The following is a 15,002-nucleotide window of genomic DNA, read 5'->3' on the forward strand; positions in this document are numbered from 1 at the left end:
GGCCCAAGGCTTGGCAGATCGAGTTCAGGTGCCGTTTGCCTCGGTTCGATAACGTCGGCCCGAGAGGTGTTTTTCTGACATCTACGCGCGTTACGATGCCGCGAGCCGACGCCGACGGGGCGTCTCGGCCGGAGCGTCGTCAGACGCTCCCACCAAGCGCCATGACGGCGCTCAGGTCAGGTGAAGGAGCCTTCCCGTGCGCCGGGTAGCCAAGCTTTCCGCTGCGTGTATAGCCACCGCAGCTCTCGCCCTTACTGCCACGGCCTGTGGCAGCACCTCCTCCGACAACGACAAGTCGTCGTCCTCCGGTTCCGGTGACGGCAAGGGGATCAAGATCGGTCTCGCCTTCGACGTCGGCGGCCGGGGTGACCACTCCTTCAACGACTCCGCCGCGCGCGGCACGGACAAGGCGTCGAAGGAGTTCGGCGGCTCGGTCAAGGACCTGACCGCCAAGTCGACCGACACCCCGGCCGACCGCGAGCAGCGCCTGACCGACCTGGCAGACGCGGGCTACAACCCGATCGTCGCCGTCGGTTACGCCTACGCCACCTCCGTGGAGAAGGTCGCCGCGAAGTACCCGAAGACCAGCTTCGGCATCGTCGACTCGGTCGTGCAGGCCAAGAACGCCGACAGCATCACCTTCACCGAGGAGCAGGGCTCGTACCTGGCCGGTGTCGCCGCGGCGCTGAAGACCAAGGCCAAGCACGTCGGCTTCATCGGCGGCGTCGACGTCCCGCTGATCAAGAAGTTCGAGGCGGGCTACGCCCAGGGCGTCCAGGACACCAACCCGAAGATCAAGGTCGACGTCCAGTACCTGAGCCACGGCTCGGACACCTCCGGCTTCGCCAGCCCCGACAAGGGCAAGGAAGCCGCCCAGGGCATGCTGGACAACGGCGCCGACATCGTCTACTCGGCGGCCGGCTCCTCCGGCAACGGCGCCATCGAGGCCGTCAACGGCAAGAAGGGCGCCTGGGCGATCGGCGTCGACTCGGACCAGTACAACATCCCGGGTCTGGCCAAGTACAAGAGCTCGATCCTTACCTCGGTCGTCAAGAACGTCGACGTCGGCGTCTACGACTTCATCAAGTCCGTCCACGACGGCAAGCCGCTGACCGGCAACAACGTCTACTCGCTGGCCAAGGACGGCGTCTCGCTGGCCACGAGCGGCGGCTTCATCGCCGACATCCAGCCCAAGCTGGACGACGCGAAGAAGAAGATCGTCGACGGCTCGGTCAAGGTCAAGACCACTCCGTGATCTGACTGGTCCCACCAGGACCACGGCTCGGCGTGGGGGCGCCTCGAAGGTGCTCCCCGCCGGGCCATAACAATGTGTCAACTCTACGCGTGTAGTGCCGAGTTGCCGCGCTAGCGTCGCCGACGCCTGCCCTCCCTCCCCAACGCAGCCCCTTCCCCCGAGGAGAGTGCGCCATCAACGCGTCCAGCCCTCCCGCTGCCGTCGAACTGCGCGGCATCACCAAGCGTTTCCCCGGCGTCGTCGCCAACCGCGACATCGACATCACGGTCCGCACCGGCACGGTTCACGCCCTGTGCGGCGAGAACGGCGCCGGCAAGTCCACCCTGATGAAGATCCTCTACGGCATGCAGCAGCCGGACGAGGGGACCATCACCGTGGCCGGCGAACAGGTCGTCCTGCACAACCCCGGTGACGCCATCGCGCGCGGCATCGGCATGGTGCACCAGCACTTCATGCTCGCCGACAACCTCACCGTCCTGGAGAACGTCGTCCTCGGCGCCGAGAAGCTGTACGGCATCGGAGGCAAGGCGCGCGCCAAGATCAAGGAGATCTCCGACGCGTACGGCTTGAACGTCCGCCCCGACGTCCTCGTCGAGCAGCTGGGCGTCGCCGACCGCCAGCGCGTGGAGATCCTCAAGGTCCTCTACCGGGGCGCCAGGACCCTGATCCTGGACGAGCCCACCGCCGTGCTGGTGCCCCAGGAGGTCGACGCCCTCTTCGGCAACCTGCGCGAGCTGAAGGCCGAGGGTCTGACCGTCATCTTCATCTCCCACAAGCTGGGCGAGGTGCTGTCGGTCGCCGACGAGATCACCGTCATCCGGCGCGGCACCACGGTCGGCACCGCCGAGCCCGGCACCACCACGCCCAGGCAGCTCGCCGAGCTGATGGTCGGCAGCGAACTGCCCACGCCCGAGACCGAGGAGTCCACGGTCACGGACGTGCCCATGCTGGAGGTCTCCGGGCTGCACCTGGCCCAGAAGGACCTGGACGGCGTGGAGCGGATCATCCTCGGCGAGGTCTCCCTCACCATCCACAAGGGCGAAGTGCTCGGCATCGCGGGCGTGGAGGGCAACGGCCAGTCCGAACTGGTCGAGGCGATCATGGGCATGCGCGCCTTGGACGCGGGCGTCGTCGTGCTCGACGGCGAGGACGTCTCCGCCGCGCCCACCCGCCGCCGCCGCGAGGCCGGCATCGGTTACGTCCCCGAGGACCGCCACCGCCACGGCCTGCTGCTGGAAGCGCCGCTGTGGGAGAACCGCATCCTCGGCCATGTCACCGAGCGCCCCAACTCCCGCCGGGGCCTGCTGGACCCCAAGGCCGCCCGCGCCGACACCGAGCGCATCGTCGCCGACTATGACGTGCGCACGCCCGGCATCGACGTGACCGCGGCCTCGCTGTCCGGCGGCAACCAGCAGAAGCTGATCGTCGGCCGCGAGATGAGCCACGCCCCCAAGCTGCTCATCGCCGCCCACCCCACCCGCGGTGTGGACGTCGGCGCGCAGGCGGCCATCTGGGACCACATCCGCGAGGCCCGCCGCGCGGGTCTGGCGGTACTGCTGATCTCCGCCGACCTGGACGAGCTGATCGGCCTCTCCGACACCCTGCGGGTGATGTTCCGCGGCCGCCTGGTCGCCGACGCCGACCCCGCCGCGATCACCCCCGAGGAGCTGGGCTCCGCCATGACCGGTGCCGCCTCCGGCCGCCTGGAGCACACAGAGGACGCCGACCGATGAACAAGCTGACCTCACGGATCGACAGGGAGCGGCTGTTCCTCGGCACGGCCGCGCCGCTGCTCGCGATCGTCGCCGCGCTGCTGGTCACCACGCTGGTGATCCTCGCGACCGGCAAGAACCCGGGCGCCGCGTTCAGCGACATGGCGACCTACGGCTTCGCCAGCGACAGCCAGGTCTACATCCTGAACAAGGCGACCACGTACTACCTCGCGGGTGTCGCGGTGGCCATCGGCTTCCGGATGAACCTGTTCAACATCGGTGTCGACGGCCAGTACCGCCTCGCCGCGTTCGTGGCCGCCGCCGTCGGCGGCGTGCTCACCGTGCCGGGCTGGCTCGCCGTCCCGGTGATCATCCTGTGCGCCATGGGCACCGGCGCCCTGTGGGCGGCCGTCGCGGGCGTCCTCAAGGTGACCCGGGGCGTCAGCGAGGTCATCGCGACGATCATGCTGAACTCGATCGCGACCGCGATCATCGGCTACCTCCTCCAGCCGGGCAAGCTCGGCCAGCTCGACGACGGCGGCACCCTGGTCTCCACCAAGCCGCTGCCCTCCTCGTCCTTCCTGCCGAACATCGACACGGGCCCGGCCGGCGTCCTCGACAGCCTCCTCGTGCTCGCCGTGGTCGTCGGTGTGGCGTACTGGTTCATCCTGGGCCGCACCCGCTTCGGCTACGACCTGCGCACCGTGGGCCAGTCGGAGTCGGCCGCCGCCGCGAGCGGTGTCAGCGTCAAGAAGATGATCGCCACCAGCATGATCATCTCCGGTGCGGTGGCCGGTCTCATCGGCATGCCGACCCTGCTGAACGAGGGCCACCAGTACGACAACAGCTTCCCGGCGGGCATCGGCTTCACCGGCATCGCCATCGCGCTGCTGGGCCGCAACCACCCGGTCGGCATCGCGCTGGGCGCCCTGCTGTGGGGCTTCCTGGAGCGCACCACCAACCACCTGGAGTTCCAGGGCTACGACAAGGAGATCCTCGGCGTGATCCAGGGCGTCATCGTCCTGTGCGTCGTGATCGCCTACGAGGTCGTCCGCCGCTACGGCCTCAAGCGCCAGCAGCAGCGGGTCGGCGCCGAACTCGCCGCCCAGGCCGCCAAGCCGACCGAGATGCAGGAGGTGGCGTGATGACCGCCACGATGACGGACGCGCCGCCGCCCGCGGCGCCCAAGGCCCCGGGCAGCGCGGACAAGCGTCCGGGCCGTTCCACCGGCCGGCTCTTCCTGATCGTCGCCGGTGCCCTGCTGCTCGTCGCCGTCGTGCGCCTGATCACCGGGGCCGACCAGCTCACCTCCGAGGGCCAGGTCAACGCCGCCCTCGGGCTCGCCGTGCCGATCGGCCTCGCCGGTCTCGCGGGCCTGTGGTCCGAACGGGCCGGCGTGGTCAACATCGGCCTTGAGGGGATGATGATCCTCGGCACCTTCGGCGCGGGCTGGGCCGGCTGGCAGTCCAGCCCCTGGCTCGGCCTGCTGTGCGGCATCGGCTTCGGTGTCCTCGGCGGCCTCGTGCACGCGGTCGCCACGGTCACCTTCGGCGTCGACCACATCGTCTCCGGTGTGGCGGTCAACCTGCTCGCGCTCGGCGCCACGCAGTACCTCGCCAAGCTCTTCTTCGCCGGCGGCAAGGCCGCCGAGGCGGGCGGCAACCCCAAGCAGTCCCCGCCGGTCGACTCCCTCACCGAGATCACCGTGCCCGGCCTGTCCGACGCGCTGCACTCGGTCGAGCGACACCACTGGTTCCTCATCTCCGACATCGCGGGCATTCTGGGCGGTATCGTCACCGACGTGTCCGTGGTCACGATCCTCGCCGTGCTGCTGTTCGCCGGCAGCTGGTGGGTGCTGTGGCGCACCCCGTTCGGCCTGCGGCTGCGCTCCTGCGGCGAGAACCCGGTCGCCGCCGAGTCCCTCGGCGTCAACGTCTACCGCTACAAGTACGCGGCCGTCGCCGTCTCCGGCGGCCTCGCCGGACTCGGCGGCGCCTTCCTCGCGCTGGTGACCTCGCACACCTACCTGGAGGCCCAGACCGGCGGCCGCGGCTATATCGGCCTCGCGGCGATGATCTTCGGCAACTGGCGGCCCGGTGGCCTGGCCATGGGCGCTGCCCTGTTCGGCTACTCCGACGCCCTCCAGCTCCGCAACGGCGGTGTCACCGTGCACGCGCTGCTGCTCCTGCTGGTCGTGCTGCTCGCCGCGCTGGCGGTCTGGAAGCTGTACCGCAAGGCCCTGTGGCAGGGCGTGATCAGCGCGGTCATGGCCGCGGCGGTCCTGGCCTGGTACCTGTTCACCGACGAGGTCCCCAGCGACTTCGTCGGCGCCACGCCGTACGTCGTCACGCTGCTCGTGCTCTCGCTGTCCGCGCAGCGGCTGCGGATGCCCAAGGCCGACGGCATGCGGTACCGGAAGGGACAGGGCAAGTGACCACGGCGTCCGGTTCGGCGGGCTCGGCGGGCTCGGCGGGCTCGGCGGGCTCGTCCGGCTCGTTCGACTGGGAGGCGCTGCGCGCCGAGGCCCGCGAGGCCATGACGCACGCCTACGCCCCGTACTCGGGCTACCCGGTCGGCGTGGCCGCCGTGGTCGACGACGGCCGCACGGTCACCGGCTGCAACGTGGAGAACGCCTCCTACGGGCTCGGCCTGTGCGCCGAGTGCGGGCTCGTCTCCCACCTCCAGCGCACCGGCGGTGGACGCCTGACGCACTTCACCTGTGTGGACGGCAGCGGTGCCCTCCTCGTGCCATGCGGCCGCTGCCGCCAGCTCCTCCAGGAGTTCGGCGGGCCCTCGCTGCTGCTGGACACCCCAGAGGGCGTCCTCCCGCTCTCCGAGATGCTGCCCCAGGCGTTCGGCCCGGACCATCTCAACAAGTAAGTCCGTGCGGCCCCCCTGCTCACCCTGCGGGCAGGGGGGCCGCACACCTGCACCTCCCGGAAGGAACCCCTGGCCATGGACGCCATCTCCGTCATCCGCACCAAGCGGGACCGCGCCGCACTGACCGACGAGCAGATCGACTGGGTCATCGACGCGTACACCCGCGGCGAGGTCGCCGACTACCAGATGGCCGCCCTCAACATGGCGATCCTGCTCAACGGGATGGACCGCCGGGAGATCGCCCGCTGGACCGCGGCCATGATCGCCTCCGGCGAGCGCATGGACTTCTCCTCGCTGTCCCGCCCGACCGCCGACAAGCACTCCACGGGCGGCGTCGGCGACAAGATCACGCTTCCGCTCGCGCCCCTCGTGGCCGCCTGCGGCGCGGCCGTCCCCCAGCTCTCCGGACGCGGCCTCGGCCACACCGGCGGCACCCTGGACAAGCTGGAGTCCATCCCCGGCTGGCGCGCGCTGCTCTCCAACGAGGAGATGCTCTCCGTACTGGACGGCACCGGCGCGGTGATCTGCGCGGCGGGCGACGGCCTCGCCCCGGCCGACAAGAAGCTGTACGCGCTGCGCGACGTGACCGGCACGGTCGAGGCGATCCCCCTGATCGCCTCGTCCATCATGTCCAAGAAGATCGCCGAGGGCACCGGCTCGCTGGTCCTGGACGTGAAGGTCGGCTCCGGCGCCTTCATGAAGACGCTGGACGACGCCCGCGAGCTGGCCTCCACCATGGTGGGCCTCGGCACCGACCACGGCGTGAAGACGGTCGCCCTGCTCACCGACATGTCCACCCCGCTCGGCCGCACCGCGGGCAACGCGCTGGAGGTCCGCGAGTCCGTGGAGGTCCTGGCGGGCGGCGGCCCGGCGGACGTCGTCGAGCTGACCCTCGCCCTCGCCCGCGAGATGCTCGACGCGGCCGGCCTCAAGGACGCCGACCCGGCCAAGGCCCTGGCCGACGGCTCCGCGATGGACGTCTGGCGCCGCATGATCACCGCCCAGGGCGGCGACCCGGACGCGACCCTCCCCGTGGCCCGCGAGCAGCACGTGGTGGTGGCCCCCGCCTCCGGCGTCCTCACCCGTCTCGACGCCTACGGCATCGGCATCGGCGCCTGGCGCCTCGGTGCGGGCCGCGCCCGCAAGGAGGACCCGGTGCAGGCTGGTGCGGGCGTGGAACTGCACGCGAAGCCGGGCGACGCGGTCGTCGCCGGCCAGCCCCTGCTGACCCTGCACACGGACACCCCGGAGCGCTTCGGGTACGCCCTGGAGGCGACGGAGGGCTCCTTCGACATCGCTGAGGCGGGCACGGAGTTCACGGCTGCGCCGGTCGTGCTGGGGCGGGTGGACTGAGCCGCGACACGCCACCGAGGGCCTGATCCCACCAGGGATCAGGCCCTTCCTGTCTCCATCTAGCGCGGCGATCAACCAACTGATTAGCTAAGAGGCCCAGTTGGGACGCAACGACCTATGGAGTCCACGGTATGGCAACAGGTGCCTCCGACGAGCCGGACCCGGCAGCAGCCGTACCTGGGCAACGAGCCCTCGCCCTCCTGGACAAGGCCCTCGACGTCCAAAGCCCCCTGGTGCGCAAGAACATAGCCCGAGCCCGCCAGCGGAACCCGCAGGCGACACCGGCGCAGGTGATCCGCAACCTGGAGCGGATGTACGTCAGCGCCCTGGCCGGAACGGGTGCCGCAGTAGGAGGAACCGCGGCCGCGCCCGGAGTCGGCACGGGAGTCGCGCTGGCACTGTCGGCGGGCGAGGCTCTCTCGTCCCTTGAGCTGAGCACCCTGTTCGCGCTCTCGCTCGCCGAAGTCCACGGCGTCCCCCTCGACGAGGTGGAGCGCCGCCGGACGATCGTGATGGGAATCCTGCTCGGCAGTAAGGGCTCCGAGACCATCACCAAGGTCGCCCAACGCACCGGGCAGCACTGGGGACGTCAGATCGTCGCCAAGGTACCCGTCGAGACATTGCGTCAGGTCAACAGCATCCTGGGGAAGAACTTCGTCACCAAGTACGGCACCAAGCAGGGAATCATCGTCCTCGGCCGAGTGGCACCGTTCGGTATCGGCGCCGTGATCGGCGGAGGCGCCAACGCCGCCCTCGCCACTCTGGCCATACGAGCCGGCCGCCGCGCGTTCGGCCCACCCCCGGCGTCGTGGCCCTGGCCGACCTACAGCACACCGCCGGCGTCGGAGGACTTGTACGACTGATCCCGGGCGCGTACTGAAAGGCGTGGATAGCGGTCAGGCACGTGCAGCTCGCTCGGCAGTGTGTGCAGGCTGATCTCGCCTTCGTCGTCTCCTTCTCCGATCCGCGTCGAGGTCCATGTCTCCGGCATCACCTACGCCGCGGCGAAACCACGGTTGGCCCCGTGCTTCCTTCACGCCGTCCACGAATCGTCGGCCGGTAAGGAGCCCCATACCGAGAACATGGTCTTCTGTATGGCGACCAAGAAGGTGACCGTGACCAGTTGGTCGACTGGCTGCAGGAAGAGCATGGGCCGGTGACTGAGGAGGAGCGGGGGGCCATTCTTGGTGAGCTGGACGATCTCGATGCCGAGCACGATCGGCGCCGTGGCTCCGGCCGGCACGAGGCCGTGTGAAGACGCGCGGCGGGGAACGGCCGCTCCCGGTCTTCGTCCCGGACTGCGATGCCCTCTCCCTGGCTGTGCGCGGTGACCGGAAGATGATCGCCTGGCTGGATCTCGCGGCGCGCGGGGAGGCCGAAGTGTGACGTCGCCGATGACACTGGTCGAGGCGTATGGCGGCAGGACGACCGAACAGCGCTGGGACTGGGTGCTGTCCCGGCTCCAGGTGGTCGACATCGGCAAGGACGAGGCCCGCCAGGCACGCCGGCTCCTGGCCGCCGCCAAGTCGCACGGCCACAAGTACGCGATCCATGCCGTGCTTGCCGTGATCGCCCGACAGCAGAAGGGACGGGTCACCGTCTTCACCTCGGACGTCGACGATCTGGAGAAGCTGGTACCTGCCACGGTCGTTGTCAGGAAGGTGTGACCCGGTCTCGTGCTGGAACGTATCGCCTGATCAGGGGACTTCTTCGTTCGGGTGAACGAGATCGGTGGACCTCCGCCTGTCCCGTTCGTCATGCTGGGATCGGTGACGCACTGATTGGAGACCGCCATGAGCGCACTCACCGTGAGTCAGGACCCCGACCGGACCTGGGACGACCTTGTCCGGTTCTGGGACGAGTCGAACTGGCCCGAGGGCAGCAGGGTGGAGATCATCGAGGGGATCGTCACCGTGTCGCCCACTCCCGCGTACCGCCACAACGTGATGGCGGCACGCATCCAGCGTCGCCTCTACTCCGTGATCCCCGAGGACTGGGAGATCTTCCAAACACTGTCCATCGCCGTGCCCTCCCGCCTGGGCATGTTCATCCCTGATCTGGTCGTCGCACCGCTACAGCCGTCCGAGACGGAGTCGCACATCCCGGCAGCTCTCGCCGAACTCGTCGTCGAGGTGACCTCGCCGTCCAACGCTCGCCACGACCGGATCAGCAAGCCGGCCGCGTACGCCACGGCGGGCATCCCGCTCTATCTGCTCGTGGACCCATGGGCCCCGGGTGGCCCCACCGTCACCCTCTACGGTGAGCCGAAGGACGACGTCTACCGGGTGCTCAGCGCGGTGAAGTTCGGTGACACCGTCCACCTGCCGAAGCCGTTCGACGTGGTGATCGACACCAGCGAGTTCCCCGTGGACTGATTCCCGTGCGATGAGTTGCGGGTGTCCCCCCGGTCTACCCGATGTGGACCCCACGACCGACCCCGTGCTAGCGCTGCGTGGCCCCGTCACCCGGGATGAGGTGGCGGGGCTGTGCGATGTGGTGCGGGGGCTGGCCCCCAGCAGCGGGGTTGTCGTGTGTGACGTGGCCGGGTTGGGGCCGCCGGGGCTCGGGCACGTCGAGGTGCTGGCTCGGCTGGAGCTGGCGGCACGGCGGGGAGGTGGGCGGATACGGCTGCGGGACCCGGACCCCGCGCTACGCGCCCTGCTCGGGCTCGTCGGGCTCTGCCTCCAGGTGGAGGGGGAGGTCGAAGAGGGGGAACCAGCGGGGGGTGTCGAGGAAGCAGTGGAAACCGGTGATGCGGCCGGCTGAGAGTTCCAGGATCTGGACGGCCCAGGGGGTGAAGCCGCCCTTCTCGGGGTCCGGCTTGTAGTGGGCGAAGCCGGGGAGGCCGTTGACCTGGACCGGGACGAGGCGGGAGTTCGCGCAGGAGGCGCCGATGGTGGTCATGAAGCCGGTGATGTCGGCGGGGCCGAGCAGCCACAGGTCGAACGGCGGCATCGTCATCACCGCGTCCTCGTGGAGCAGGGCGGTGAGCGCCGTCATGTCATACCCCTCGAACGCCTTCACATAGCGCTCCAGGAGCTGTTTCTGCTCCTCGTCCAGGGGGTCGGAGACGGCGGCGTCGGCGCCGGTGTCCGCGCGCTCGGCGAGGGTGGCGCGGGCCCGCTGGAGGGCGCTGTTGACCGAGGCGACGGTGGTGCCCAGCAACTCGGCCACCTCACTGGCCCGCCAGGCCAGCACCTCACGCAGGATCAGCACAGCCCGCTGCTTGGGCGGCAACCGCTGGAGCGCCGCCATGAACGCCAGCCGGATCGACTCCCGGGCCACCGCCGCGTCCGCCGGGTCCGTCACGGCGGGCAGCACCCGCGTGTCCGGCACCGGCTCCAGCCAGGTGTGGTCCGGGCGGGGGGAGAGCGCGGCCCGCGCGAGCGGGGTCGGCTCCGAGAGGTCCATCGGGCGGGCCCGCTTGTTGCCCGCGGACAGCATGTCCAGGCAGACGTTGGTGGCGATCCGGTACAGCCACGACCGCAGACTGGACCGGCCCTCGAACTTGTCGTAGCTCCGCCAGGCCCGCACCAGGGTGTCCTGCACCGCGTCCTCGGCCTCGAAGGACGAGCCGAGCATCCGATAGCAGTACCCGGTCAGCTCGGTCCGGTGCTTCTCCAGCGCGACATCGAGGTCCGCCGTCGCCGTGCCCTCACCCATCGTCCACCCACCCCTGCGGCCGTCCCGTACGCGCGTCATCGCGCCCCAGCACTCCGGAAGCTACCGCAGCCCACTGACAATGGCCCCCGGAGTGGGGAAACGTGCGGCTCGGGCGGTGCGCGCGGCGGGTCAGTGCGCGGGCACGGCCTCCCGGCGCGCGGCCGTACGGGCAGCCAGGGTGCCCAGCGCGGTGATGGCGACGACCCCCAGGACCGCGAGCAGGCCGACGCCGACCGTGCCCGCCCAGCCGCCGGAGTGGAAGGCGAGCGCGCCGACCGTGCTGCCCGCGCTGGAGCCGATGTAGTACGACGACTGGTACAGGGCGGTCGCCTGGGCGCGGCCGTGCGTGGCCGTCTTTCCGACCGCCGAGGAGGCGACCGCGTGGCCCGCGAAGAAGCCGGCCGTGATCAGCACCAGGCCCAGCAGGACCAGCGGCAGCGAGGGTGCCAGCGACAGCAGCAGACCCGCGGCCGTCGTCCCGCCCGCCGTGTACAGGGCGCCCCTGCGGCCGAGGCGGCCCACCAGCCGGCCCGCCGAGGAGGCGGAGACCGTGCCGACCAGGTAGACGAGGAAGATCGAGCCGATGACGCCCTGCGGGAGGGAGAACGGGGCCTCGGTCAGGCGGTAGCCGATCACCGTGTACACCCCGCCGAACACCGTCATGAACAGCGCGCCGATCGCGTACAGGCGGCGCAGCAGCGGTGAGGAGAGGTGGTCGCGGACCGCGCGGGCCAGCACCCGGGGGCGCAGCGAACCCGCCTCGAAGTGCCGGGGCGCGGGCAGCAGCAGCCGGAACGCCACCGCGCAGCCCACCGCGACCACGCCGATCACACCGACGGCGATCCGCCAGCCCCACTCCTGCGCGACCCAGCCGGTGATCACCCGGCCGCTCATGCCGCCGACGCTGTTGCCCGCGACGAACAGACCGATCGCCGTGACCAGTGCCTTCGGCCGGACCTCCTCGGCCAGATACGCCGTCGCGGAGGCGGGCAGCCCGGCCAGCGCGGCGCCCTGCAGGGCCCGCAGCGCCACCAGCGCGCCGATCGACGGCGCGAACGGCACCAGCAGTCCGACGGCCACCGCGACTATCAGCGACGCCGTCATCACGGTCCGGCGGCCGAACCGCTCCGACAGCGCGCTCATCGGCAGCACGAACAGCGCCAGCCCGCCGGTCGCCGCCGCCACGGTCCAGCTCGCCTGGCCGGCCGCCACCCCGTAGTCGTCGGAGATCAGCGGCAGCAGGGCCTGGGTGGAGTACAGCAGCGCGAACGTCGCCACGCCCGCGAGGAAGAGGGCGAGGCTCATCCGGCGGTAGCCGGGGCCGCCCGGCGTCAGACGCGAGTCGGCCGGAACCGGAGCGGGAGTCCCGGGGGACTTGGCGGAGAGGACGGGTGTGCGGGCGTCCACGCGGATGGACGCCTCGGTACTGGCGGGAGACATGCTTCGAAACTAAGACGCGGCCCCTCATCCGTCCAATGCATGGAATCGTCATAATCGTTCCCATGGAGCATCAGCAGAGGTCACAGCCGCACCTGTCATCGTCCGGTGACACAGAAGACATGGCGCTGCTGCTCGCGCCCCGCCTCGCCTACTTCGCCGGGGTGGCCCGCACCGAGCACGTCACCCGGGCCGCGCACGAGATGAACGTTCCGCAGTCCACCCTCTCCCGGGCCATGGTCCGGCTGGAGCAGGATCTCGGGGTGGACCTGTTCGCCCGGCACGGCCGCACCGTCTCGCTCACCCCGGCCGGCCGCACCTTCCTCGGCTCGGTGGAACGCGCGCTCGCCGAGGTCGAGCGGGCCGCCGAGGAGGTGCGCGCGGACGCCGACCCCGCCACCGGCAAGGTCGCCTTCGGCTTCCTGCACACCATGGGCCCGGAGACCGTGCCCGGCCTGCTGCACGCGTTCCGCGCCGACCATCCGAGGGTCCGCTTCAGCCTGGTGCAGAACTACGGCGAGGCCATGCTGGAGCGGCTCCGGGCGGGCGAGCTGGACCTGTGCCTGACCTCACCGGTGCCGGACGCCCCCGACCTGGTCGCCCGGCGGCTGGACGAGCAGAAGCTCCGCCTGGTCGTCCCGGCCGACCACCGGCTGGCCGGCCGCCGCCGCGTCCGGCTCGCCGAAGCGGCCGAGGAGACCTTCGTGACCCTGGAGCCCGGTTACGGCCTGCGCCGCATCACCGACGACCTGTGCCGTGAGGCCGGCTTCCGGCCCAGGGTCGCCTTCGAGGGCGAGGAGGCGGAGACCCTGCGCGGGCTGGTGGCCGCAGGTCTCGGTGTGGCTCTGCTGCCGCCGCCCACCGTGCCCCGGCCGGGCGTGGTGGAGCTGACGGTGACGGCGCCGAGGGCGGTCCGCGAGGTCGGCGTGGCCTGGCCGGCCGACCGCCCGGACACCCCGCCGGTGGCGGCCTTCAAGAAGTTCCTGCTCTCCAGGAGGGGCAACCTGCTGCCCTCCTGAACCCGCCTACTTGCGCAACGACTTCCCGAACCCCGACGCCAGCGGCATCCGCAGCCCTATCGGCGGCGGTGCCGCGAGCGCGTCCTCCACCGGGCGGGACAGCGGGTGCCCCAGGAGGGCGCCCAGGGTGAAGTCCACGGCCAGGGCGAGCACTTCGTCCCGGTGCTGGTGCAGCCCGTGGCCGTCGGAGTGGACCTCGAACCGGCAGACCTCCCGGTTCACCTTCTTCGCGCGGGCCGCCATCCTGAACGACAGCTCCGGATCGCACCGTTCGTCGTTCGTGCCGTGCGCGATCAGCACCCGGCGCCCCACCAGCTGCTTGACCGGCTCGGCGTCACCCGCACCCGCCGCCGGGAGCCAGGGGGCGATGGACACCACGGAGTTGACCGCCTCATGGCCTCCGGCGCCCAGCGCGGCGCGCCCGCCCATGTCCAGCCCCACCAGGCACACCGGCACGTCCCCGTAGCGCCGCACCACCTCGTCGGCGGCCCAGGTGGCGTCCGTCGCGAGGTGGGCCTCGTCGCCGTTCCAGCCGCGGTAGCGGTAGTGGACCGGATGGACGGCGAGCCCCTCAGCGCGGCCCGCGCGGGCCAGGCTTCGTGCCAGCGCGCGGACGAGGCTGCCGGGCAGGACCGGGAACGGACGGCGGGTGGAGACCTCGTCCCCGCCCGGGAGAAGCAGTACCGCTCCGCTCACCGCGCTCGGCGCCGGGCCGACCGCCTTTCCCAGCCTGGCCGTCCGGACCGGCATCGTCGCTTGCTGTCCCATGGCAGAACACTGTCAGAAGGCGAGGTGTACGAAACCCTTCCCGGCGGTCACCGTTGCGTATCGACGCGCACGGGGTACTGATCGCGCCACCGCATGAACGGCCTGAATTCGAGCATCCCGTCGAGGAGTTCGGCCGCACGCTCGATTCCCGGTGCCGCTTCTGAGGTCAATCCGATGAGATCAAGGTTCATTCCTTTCGATGAACGGCCCATGGTGGACCAAGACTTCACGCACCCCGGAAGTGAAGGGTGGCCGCCCGGGAAGCCGTTCCGTTGCGCCGCTCCTACCAGCGCTTATGTGGGCTCGGGGTGCCGATAATATTTATCGTGCGCCCCAAGAACGCGTACAGGAATTCACCGGCTGCCCGCATTTCGGTGATTGCGGTGGGCGGCCGATGATGTTTACGGTCATGGACCGCTAGATCACCCGTGATCCATGTCTCCGCATTCAAGGACGCATTCACCATGAAGCAGTCTGCTGTCAAGACCCTCGGTGTCGCCGCCCTCGGTGCCGCTTTCGCCGCCGTCGGCGCGGGCGTGGCCGACGCGGCCCCGGCCGTCCCGGACGGCCTCCCCGTCGTGGGTTCCGTCGCCCACACGCTGCCGGCCGCGAATGTCACCCATGCGCTGCCCGGTGCCGCCGAGGCCGTCTCCCAGGGGCAGGGTGTGATCGGCGGCGGACTGAACACCGCCCGGCCCGCCCTGCAGAAGATGCTGGCCCAGGGGCCGACCGCGCCCGTCGCCGGGCTGCTCGGCGGTCTGCCGGCGCAGGGCCTGCCCACCCACGGCCTGCCCACCCACGGCCTCGGTTTCAACGGCATCCCGCTCGGCTGACCCCACGCAGGACGCGGCCCCACGCCGCGAACCCCCCACACACGACGCCGCCGAGGCCCCCGGGTAGTCTCCGGGACGGCCT

18 protein-coding genes are annotated in these 15,002 nt (G+C 70.7%); 14 read left to right on the forward strand and 4 right to left on the reverse strand.

All coding sequences use genetic code 11. The features are described from left to right. Window positions 1-196: 196 nt before the first annotated feature. The 12 genes from ACFWN1_RS24440 (at window position 197) to ACFWN1_RS24495 (ending at window position 9,966) form a co-directional block, all read left to right on the forward strand. Window positions 197-1,255: a BMP family protein gene (locus ACFWN1_RS24440; protein ID WP_384365741.1), complete on the forward strand. Its 1,059-nt coding sequence runs from the start codon at window positions 197-199 to the stop codon at window positions 1,253-1,255. Window positions 1,256-1,461: 206 nt separating this feature from the next. After that, window positions 1,462-2,988, forward strand: a complete 1,527-nt coding sequence (locus ACFWN1_RS24445) for an ABC transporter ATP-binding protein (RefSeq protein WP_384365787.1) — start codon at window positions 1,462-1,464, stop codon at window positions 2,986-2,988. Next, window positions 2,985-4,112 carry an ABC transporter permease gene (locus ACFWN1_RS24450; RefSeq protein ID WP_384365743.1) on the forward strand — a complete coding sequence of 376 codons (1,128 nt, stop codon included), beginning with the start codon at window positions 2,985-2,987 and terminating at the stop codon, window positions 4,110-4,112. Before ACFWN1_RS24445 ends, ACFWN1_RS24450 begins: the two co-directional genes overlap by 4 nt. Then, window positions 4,112-5,401 carry an ABC transporter permease gene (locus tag ACFWN1_RS24455; protein WP_384365746.1) on the forward strand — a complete coding sequence of 430 codons (1,290 nt, stop codon included), beginning with the start codon at window positions 4,112-4,114 and terminating at the stop codon, window positions 5,399-5,401. Before ACFWN1_RS24450 ends, ACFWN1_RS24455 begins: the two co-directional genes overlap by 1 nt. Beyond that, window positions 5,398-5,847 (forward strand): cytidine deaminase, encoded by a 450-nt coding sequence (locus ACFWN1_RS24460; RefSeq protein WP_384365749.1) that lies wholly within the window; start codon window positions 5,398-5,400, stop codon window positions 5,845-5,847. Before ACFWN1_RS24455 ends, ACFWN1_RS24460 begins: the two co-directional genes overlap by 4 nt. Before the next feature lie 69 nt (window positions 5,848-5,916). Beyond that, window positions 5,917-7,200 carry a thymidine phosphorylase gene (locus tag ACFWN1_RS24465; RefSeq protein ID WP_384365790.1) on the forward strand — a complete coding sequence of 428 codons (1,284 nt, stop codon included), beginning with the start codon at window positions 5,917-5,919 and terminating at the stop codon, window positions 7,198-7,200. Between the two features lie 131 nt (window positions 7,201-7,331). Next, window positions 7,332-8,063: a hypothetical protein gene (locus ACFWN1_RS24470; protein ID WP_384365752.1), complete on the forward strand. Its 732-nt coding sequence runs from the start codon at window positions 7,332-7,334 to the stop codon at window positions 8,061-8,063. Between the two features lie 260 nt (window positions 8,064-8,323). Continuing rightward, window positions 8,324-8,455, forward strand: a complete 132-nt coding sequence (locus ACFWN1_RS24475) for a hypothetical protein (RefSeq protein WP_384365755.1) — start codon at window positions 8,324-8,326, stop codon at window positions 8,453-8,455. Continuing rightward, on the forward strand, window positions 8,452-8,586 hold the full coding sequence (locus ACFWN1_RS24480; RefSeq protein WP_384365758.1) for a hypothetical protein: 135 nt from the start codon (window positions 8,452-8,454) through the stop codon (window positions 8,584-8,586). The genes ACFWN1_RS24475 and ACFWN1_RS24480 overlap by 4 nt, the downstream gene beginning before the upstream one ends. Next, the gene (locus tag ACFWN1_RS24485) at window positions 8,583-8,867 is read left to right on the forward strand and encodes a hypothetical protein (RefSeq protein WP_384365761.1); all 285 of its coding nucleotides are present in this window, start codon (window positions 8,583-8,585) and stop codon (window positions 8,865-8,867) included. Before ACFWN1_RS24480 ends, ACFWN1_RS24485 begins: the two co-directional genes overlap by 4 nt. A gap of 126 nt (window positions 8,868-8,993) precedes the next feature. Next, on the forward strand, window positions 8,994-9,575 hold the full coding sequence (locus ACFWN1_RS24490; protein WP_384365764.1) for a Uma2 family endonuclease: 582 nt from the start codon (window positions 8,994-8,996) through the stop codon (window positions 9,573-9,575). 10 nt (window positions 9,576-9,585) lie between these two features. Further along, window positions 9,586-9,966: an STAS domain-containing protein gene (locus ACFWN1_RS24495; RefSeq protein ID WP_384365767.1), complete on the forward strand. Its 381-nt coding sequence runs from the start codon at window positions 9,586-9,588 to the stop codon at window positions 9,964-9,966. On the opposite strand, the gene ACFWN1_RS24500 is transcribed toward ACFWN1_RS24495, so the two are convergent. Beyond that, window positions 9,850-10,863 (reverse strand): sigma-70 family RNA polymerase sigma factor, encoded by a 1,014-nt coding sequence (locus ACFWN1_RS24500; RefSeq protein ID WP_384365770.1) that lies wholly within the window; start codon window positions 10,861-10,863, stop codon window positions 9,850-9,852. The genes ACFWN1_RS24495 and ACFWN1_RS24500 overlap by 117 nt on opposite strands. Window positions 10,864-10,992: 129 nt before the next feature. Next, on the reverse strand, window positions 10,993-12,303 hold the full coding sequence (locus ACFWN1_RS24505; protein ID WP_384365773.1) for an MFS transporter: 1,311 nt from the start codon (window positions 12,301-12,303) through the stop codon (window positions 10,993-10,995). A gap of 62 nt (window positions 12,304-12,365) precedes the next feature. On the opposite strand from ACFWN1_RS24505, the gene ACFWN1_RS24510 reads away from it, so the two are divergent. Next, window positions 12,366-13,319, forward strand: a complete 954-nt coding sequence (locus ACFWN1_RS24510) for a LysR family transcriptional regulator (protein WP_384365776.1) — start codon at window positions 12,366-12,368, stop codon at window positions 13,317-13,319. A 6-nt stretch (window positions 13,320-13,325) separates the two neighbouring features. On the opposite strand, the gene ACFWN1_RS24515 is transcribed toward ACFWN1_RS24510, so the two are convergent. Together ACFWN1_RS24515 and ACFWN1_RS24520 are read right to left on the reverse strand one after the other, a co-directional pair. Further along, on the reverse strand, window positions 13,326-14,087 hold the full coding sequence (locus ACFWN1_RS24515) for an alpha/beta hydrolase (protein ID WP_384365779.1): 762 nt from the start codon (window positions 14,085-14,087) through the stop codon (window positions 13,326-13,328). A gap of 47 nt (window positions 14,088-14,134) precedes the next feature. Next, the gene (locus ACFWN1_RS24520) at window positions 14,135-14,317 is read right to left on the reverse strand and encodes a hypothetical protein (protein WP_384365782.1); all 183 of its coding nucleotides are present in this window, start codon (window positions 14,315-14,317) and stop codon (window positions 14,135-14,137) included. 234 nt (window positions 14,318-14,551) lie between these two features. On the opposite strand from ACFWN1_RS24520, the gene ACFWN1_RS24525 reads away from it, so the two are divergent. Then, window positions 14,552-14,920 (forward strand): ATP-binding protein, encoded by a 369-nt coding sequence (locus ACFWN1_RS24525; protein ID WP_384365785.1) that lies wholly within the window; start codon window positions 14,552-14,554, stop codon window positions 14,918-14,920. Window positions 14,921-15,002 lie beyond the last annotated feature (82 nt).

Origin of the sequence: Streptomyces sp. NPDC058459, assembly GCF_042721685.1 — a bacterium.
In the GTDB taxonomy this organism is placed as follows: Bacteria; Actinomycetota; Actinomycetes; order Streptomycetales; family Streptomycetaceae; genus Streptomyces.

Bases quoted from the DNA above. Each gene is read 5' to 3' on its own strand.
- ACFWN1_RS24455 (WP_384365746.1), top strand. From the start codon at position 4,112: ATGACCGCCACGATGACGGACGCGCCGCCGCCCGCGGCGCCCAAGGCC.
- ACFWN1_RS24450 (WP_384365743.1), top strand. From the start codon at position 2,985: ATGAACAAGCTGACCTCACGGATCGACAGGGAGCGGCTGTTCCTCGGC.
- ACFWN1_RS24495 (WP_384365767.1), top strand. From the start codon at position 9,586: ATGAGTTGCGGGTGTCCCCCCGGTCTACCCGATGTGGACCCCACGACC.
- ACFWN1_RS24470 (WP_384365752.1), top strand. From the start codon at position 7,332: ATGGCAACAGGTGCCTCCGACGAGCCGGACCCGGCAGCAGCCGTACCT.
- ACFWN1_RS24510 (WP_384365776.1), top strand. From the start codon at position 12,366: ATGGAGCATCAGCAGAGGTCACAGCCGCACCTGTCATCGTCCGGTGAC.
- ACFWN1_RS24525 (WP_384365785.1), top strand. From the start codon at position 14,552: ATGAAGCAGTCTGCTGTCAAGACCCTCGGTGTCGCCGCCCTCGGTGCC.
- ACFWN1_RS24500 (WP_384365770.1), bottom strand. From the start codon at position 10,863: ATGGGTGAGGGCACGGCGACGGCGGACCTCGATGTCGCGCTGGAGAAG.
- ACFWN1_RS24490 (WP_384365764.1), top strand. From the start codon at position 8,994: ATGAGCGCACTCACCGTGAGTCAGGACCCCGACCGGACCTGGGACGAC.
- ACFWN1_RS24505 (WP_384365773.1), bottom strand. From the start codon at position 12,303: ATGTCTCCCGCCAGTACCGAGGCGTCCATCCGCGTGGACGCCCGCACA.
- ACFWN1_RS24515 (WP_384365779.1), bottom strand. From the start codon at position 14,087: ATGGGACAGCAAGCGACGATGCCGGTCCGGACGGCCAGGCTGGGAAAG.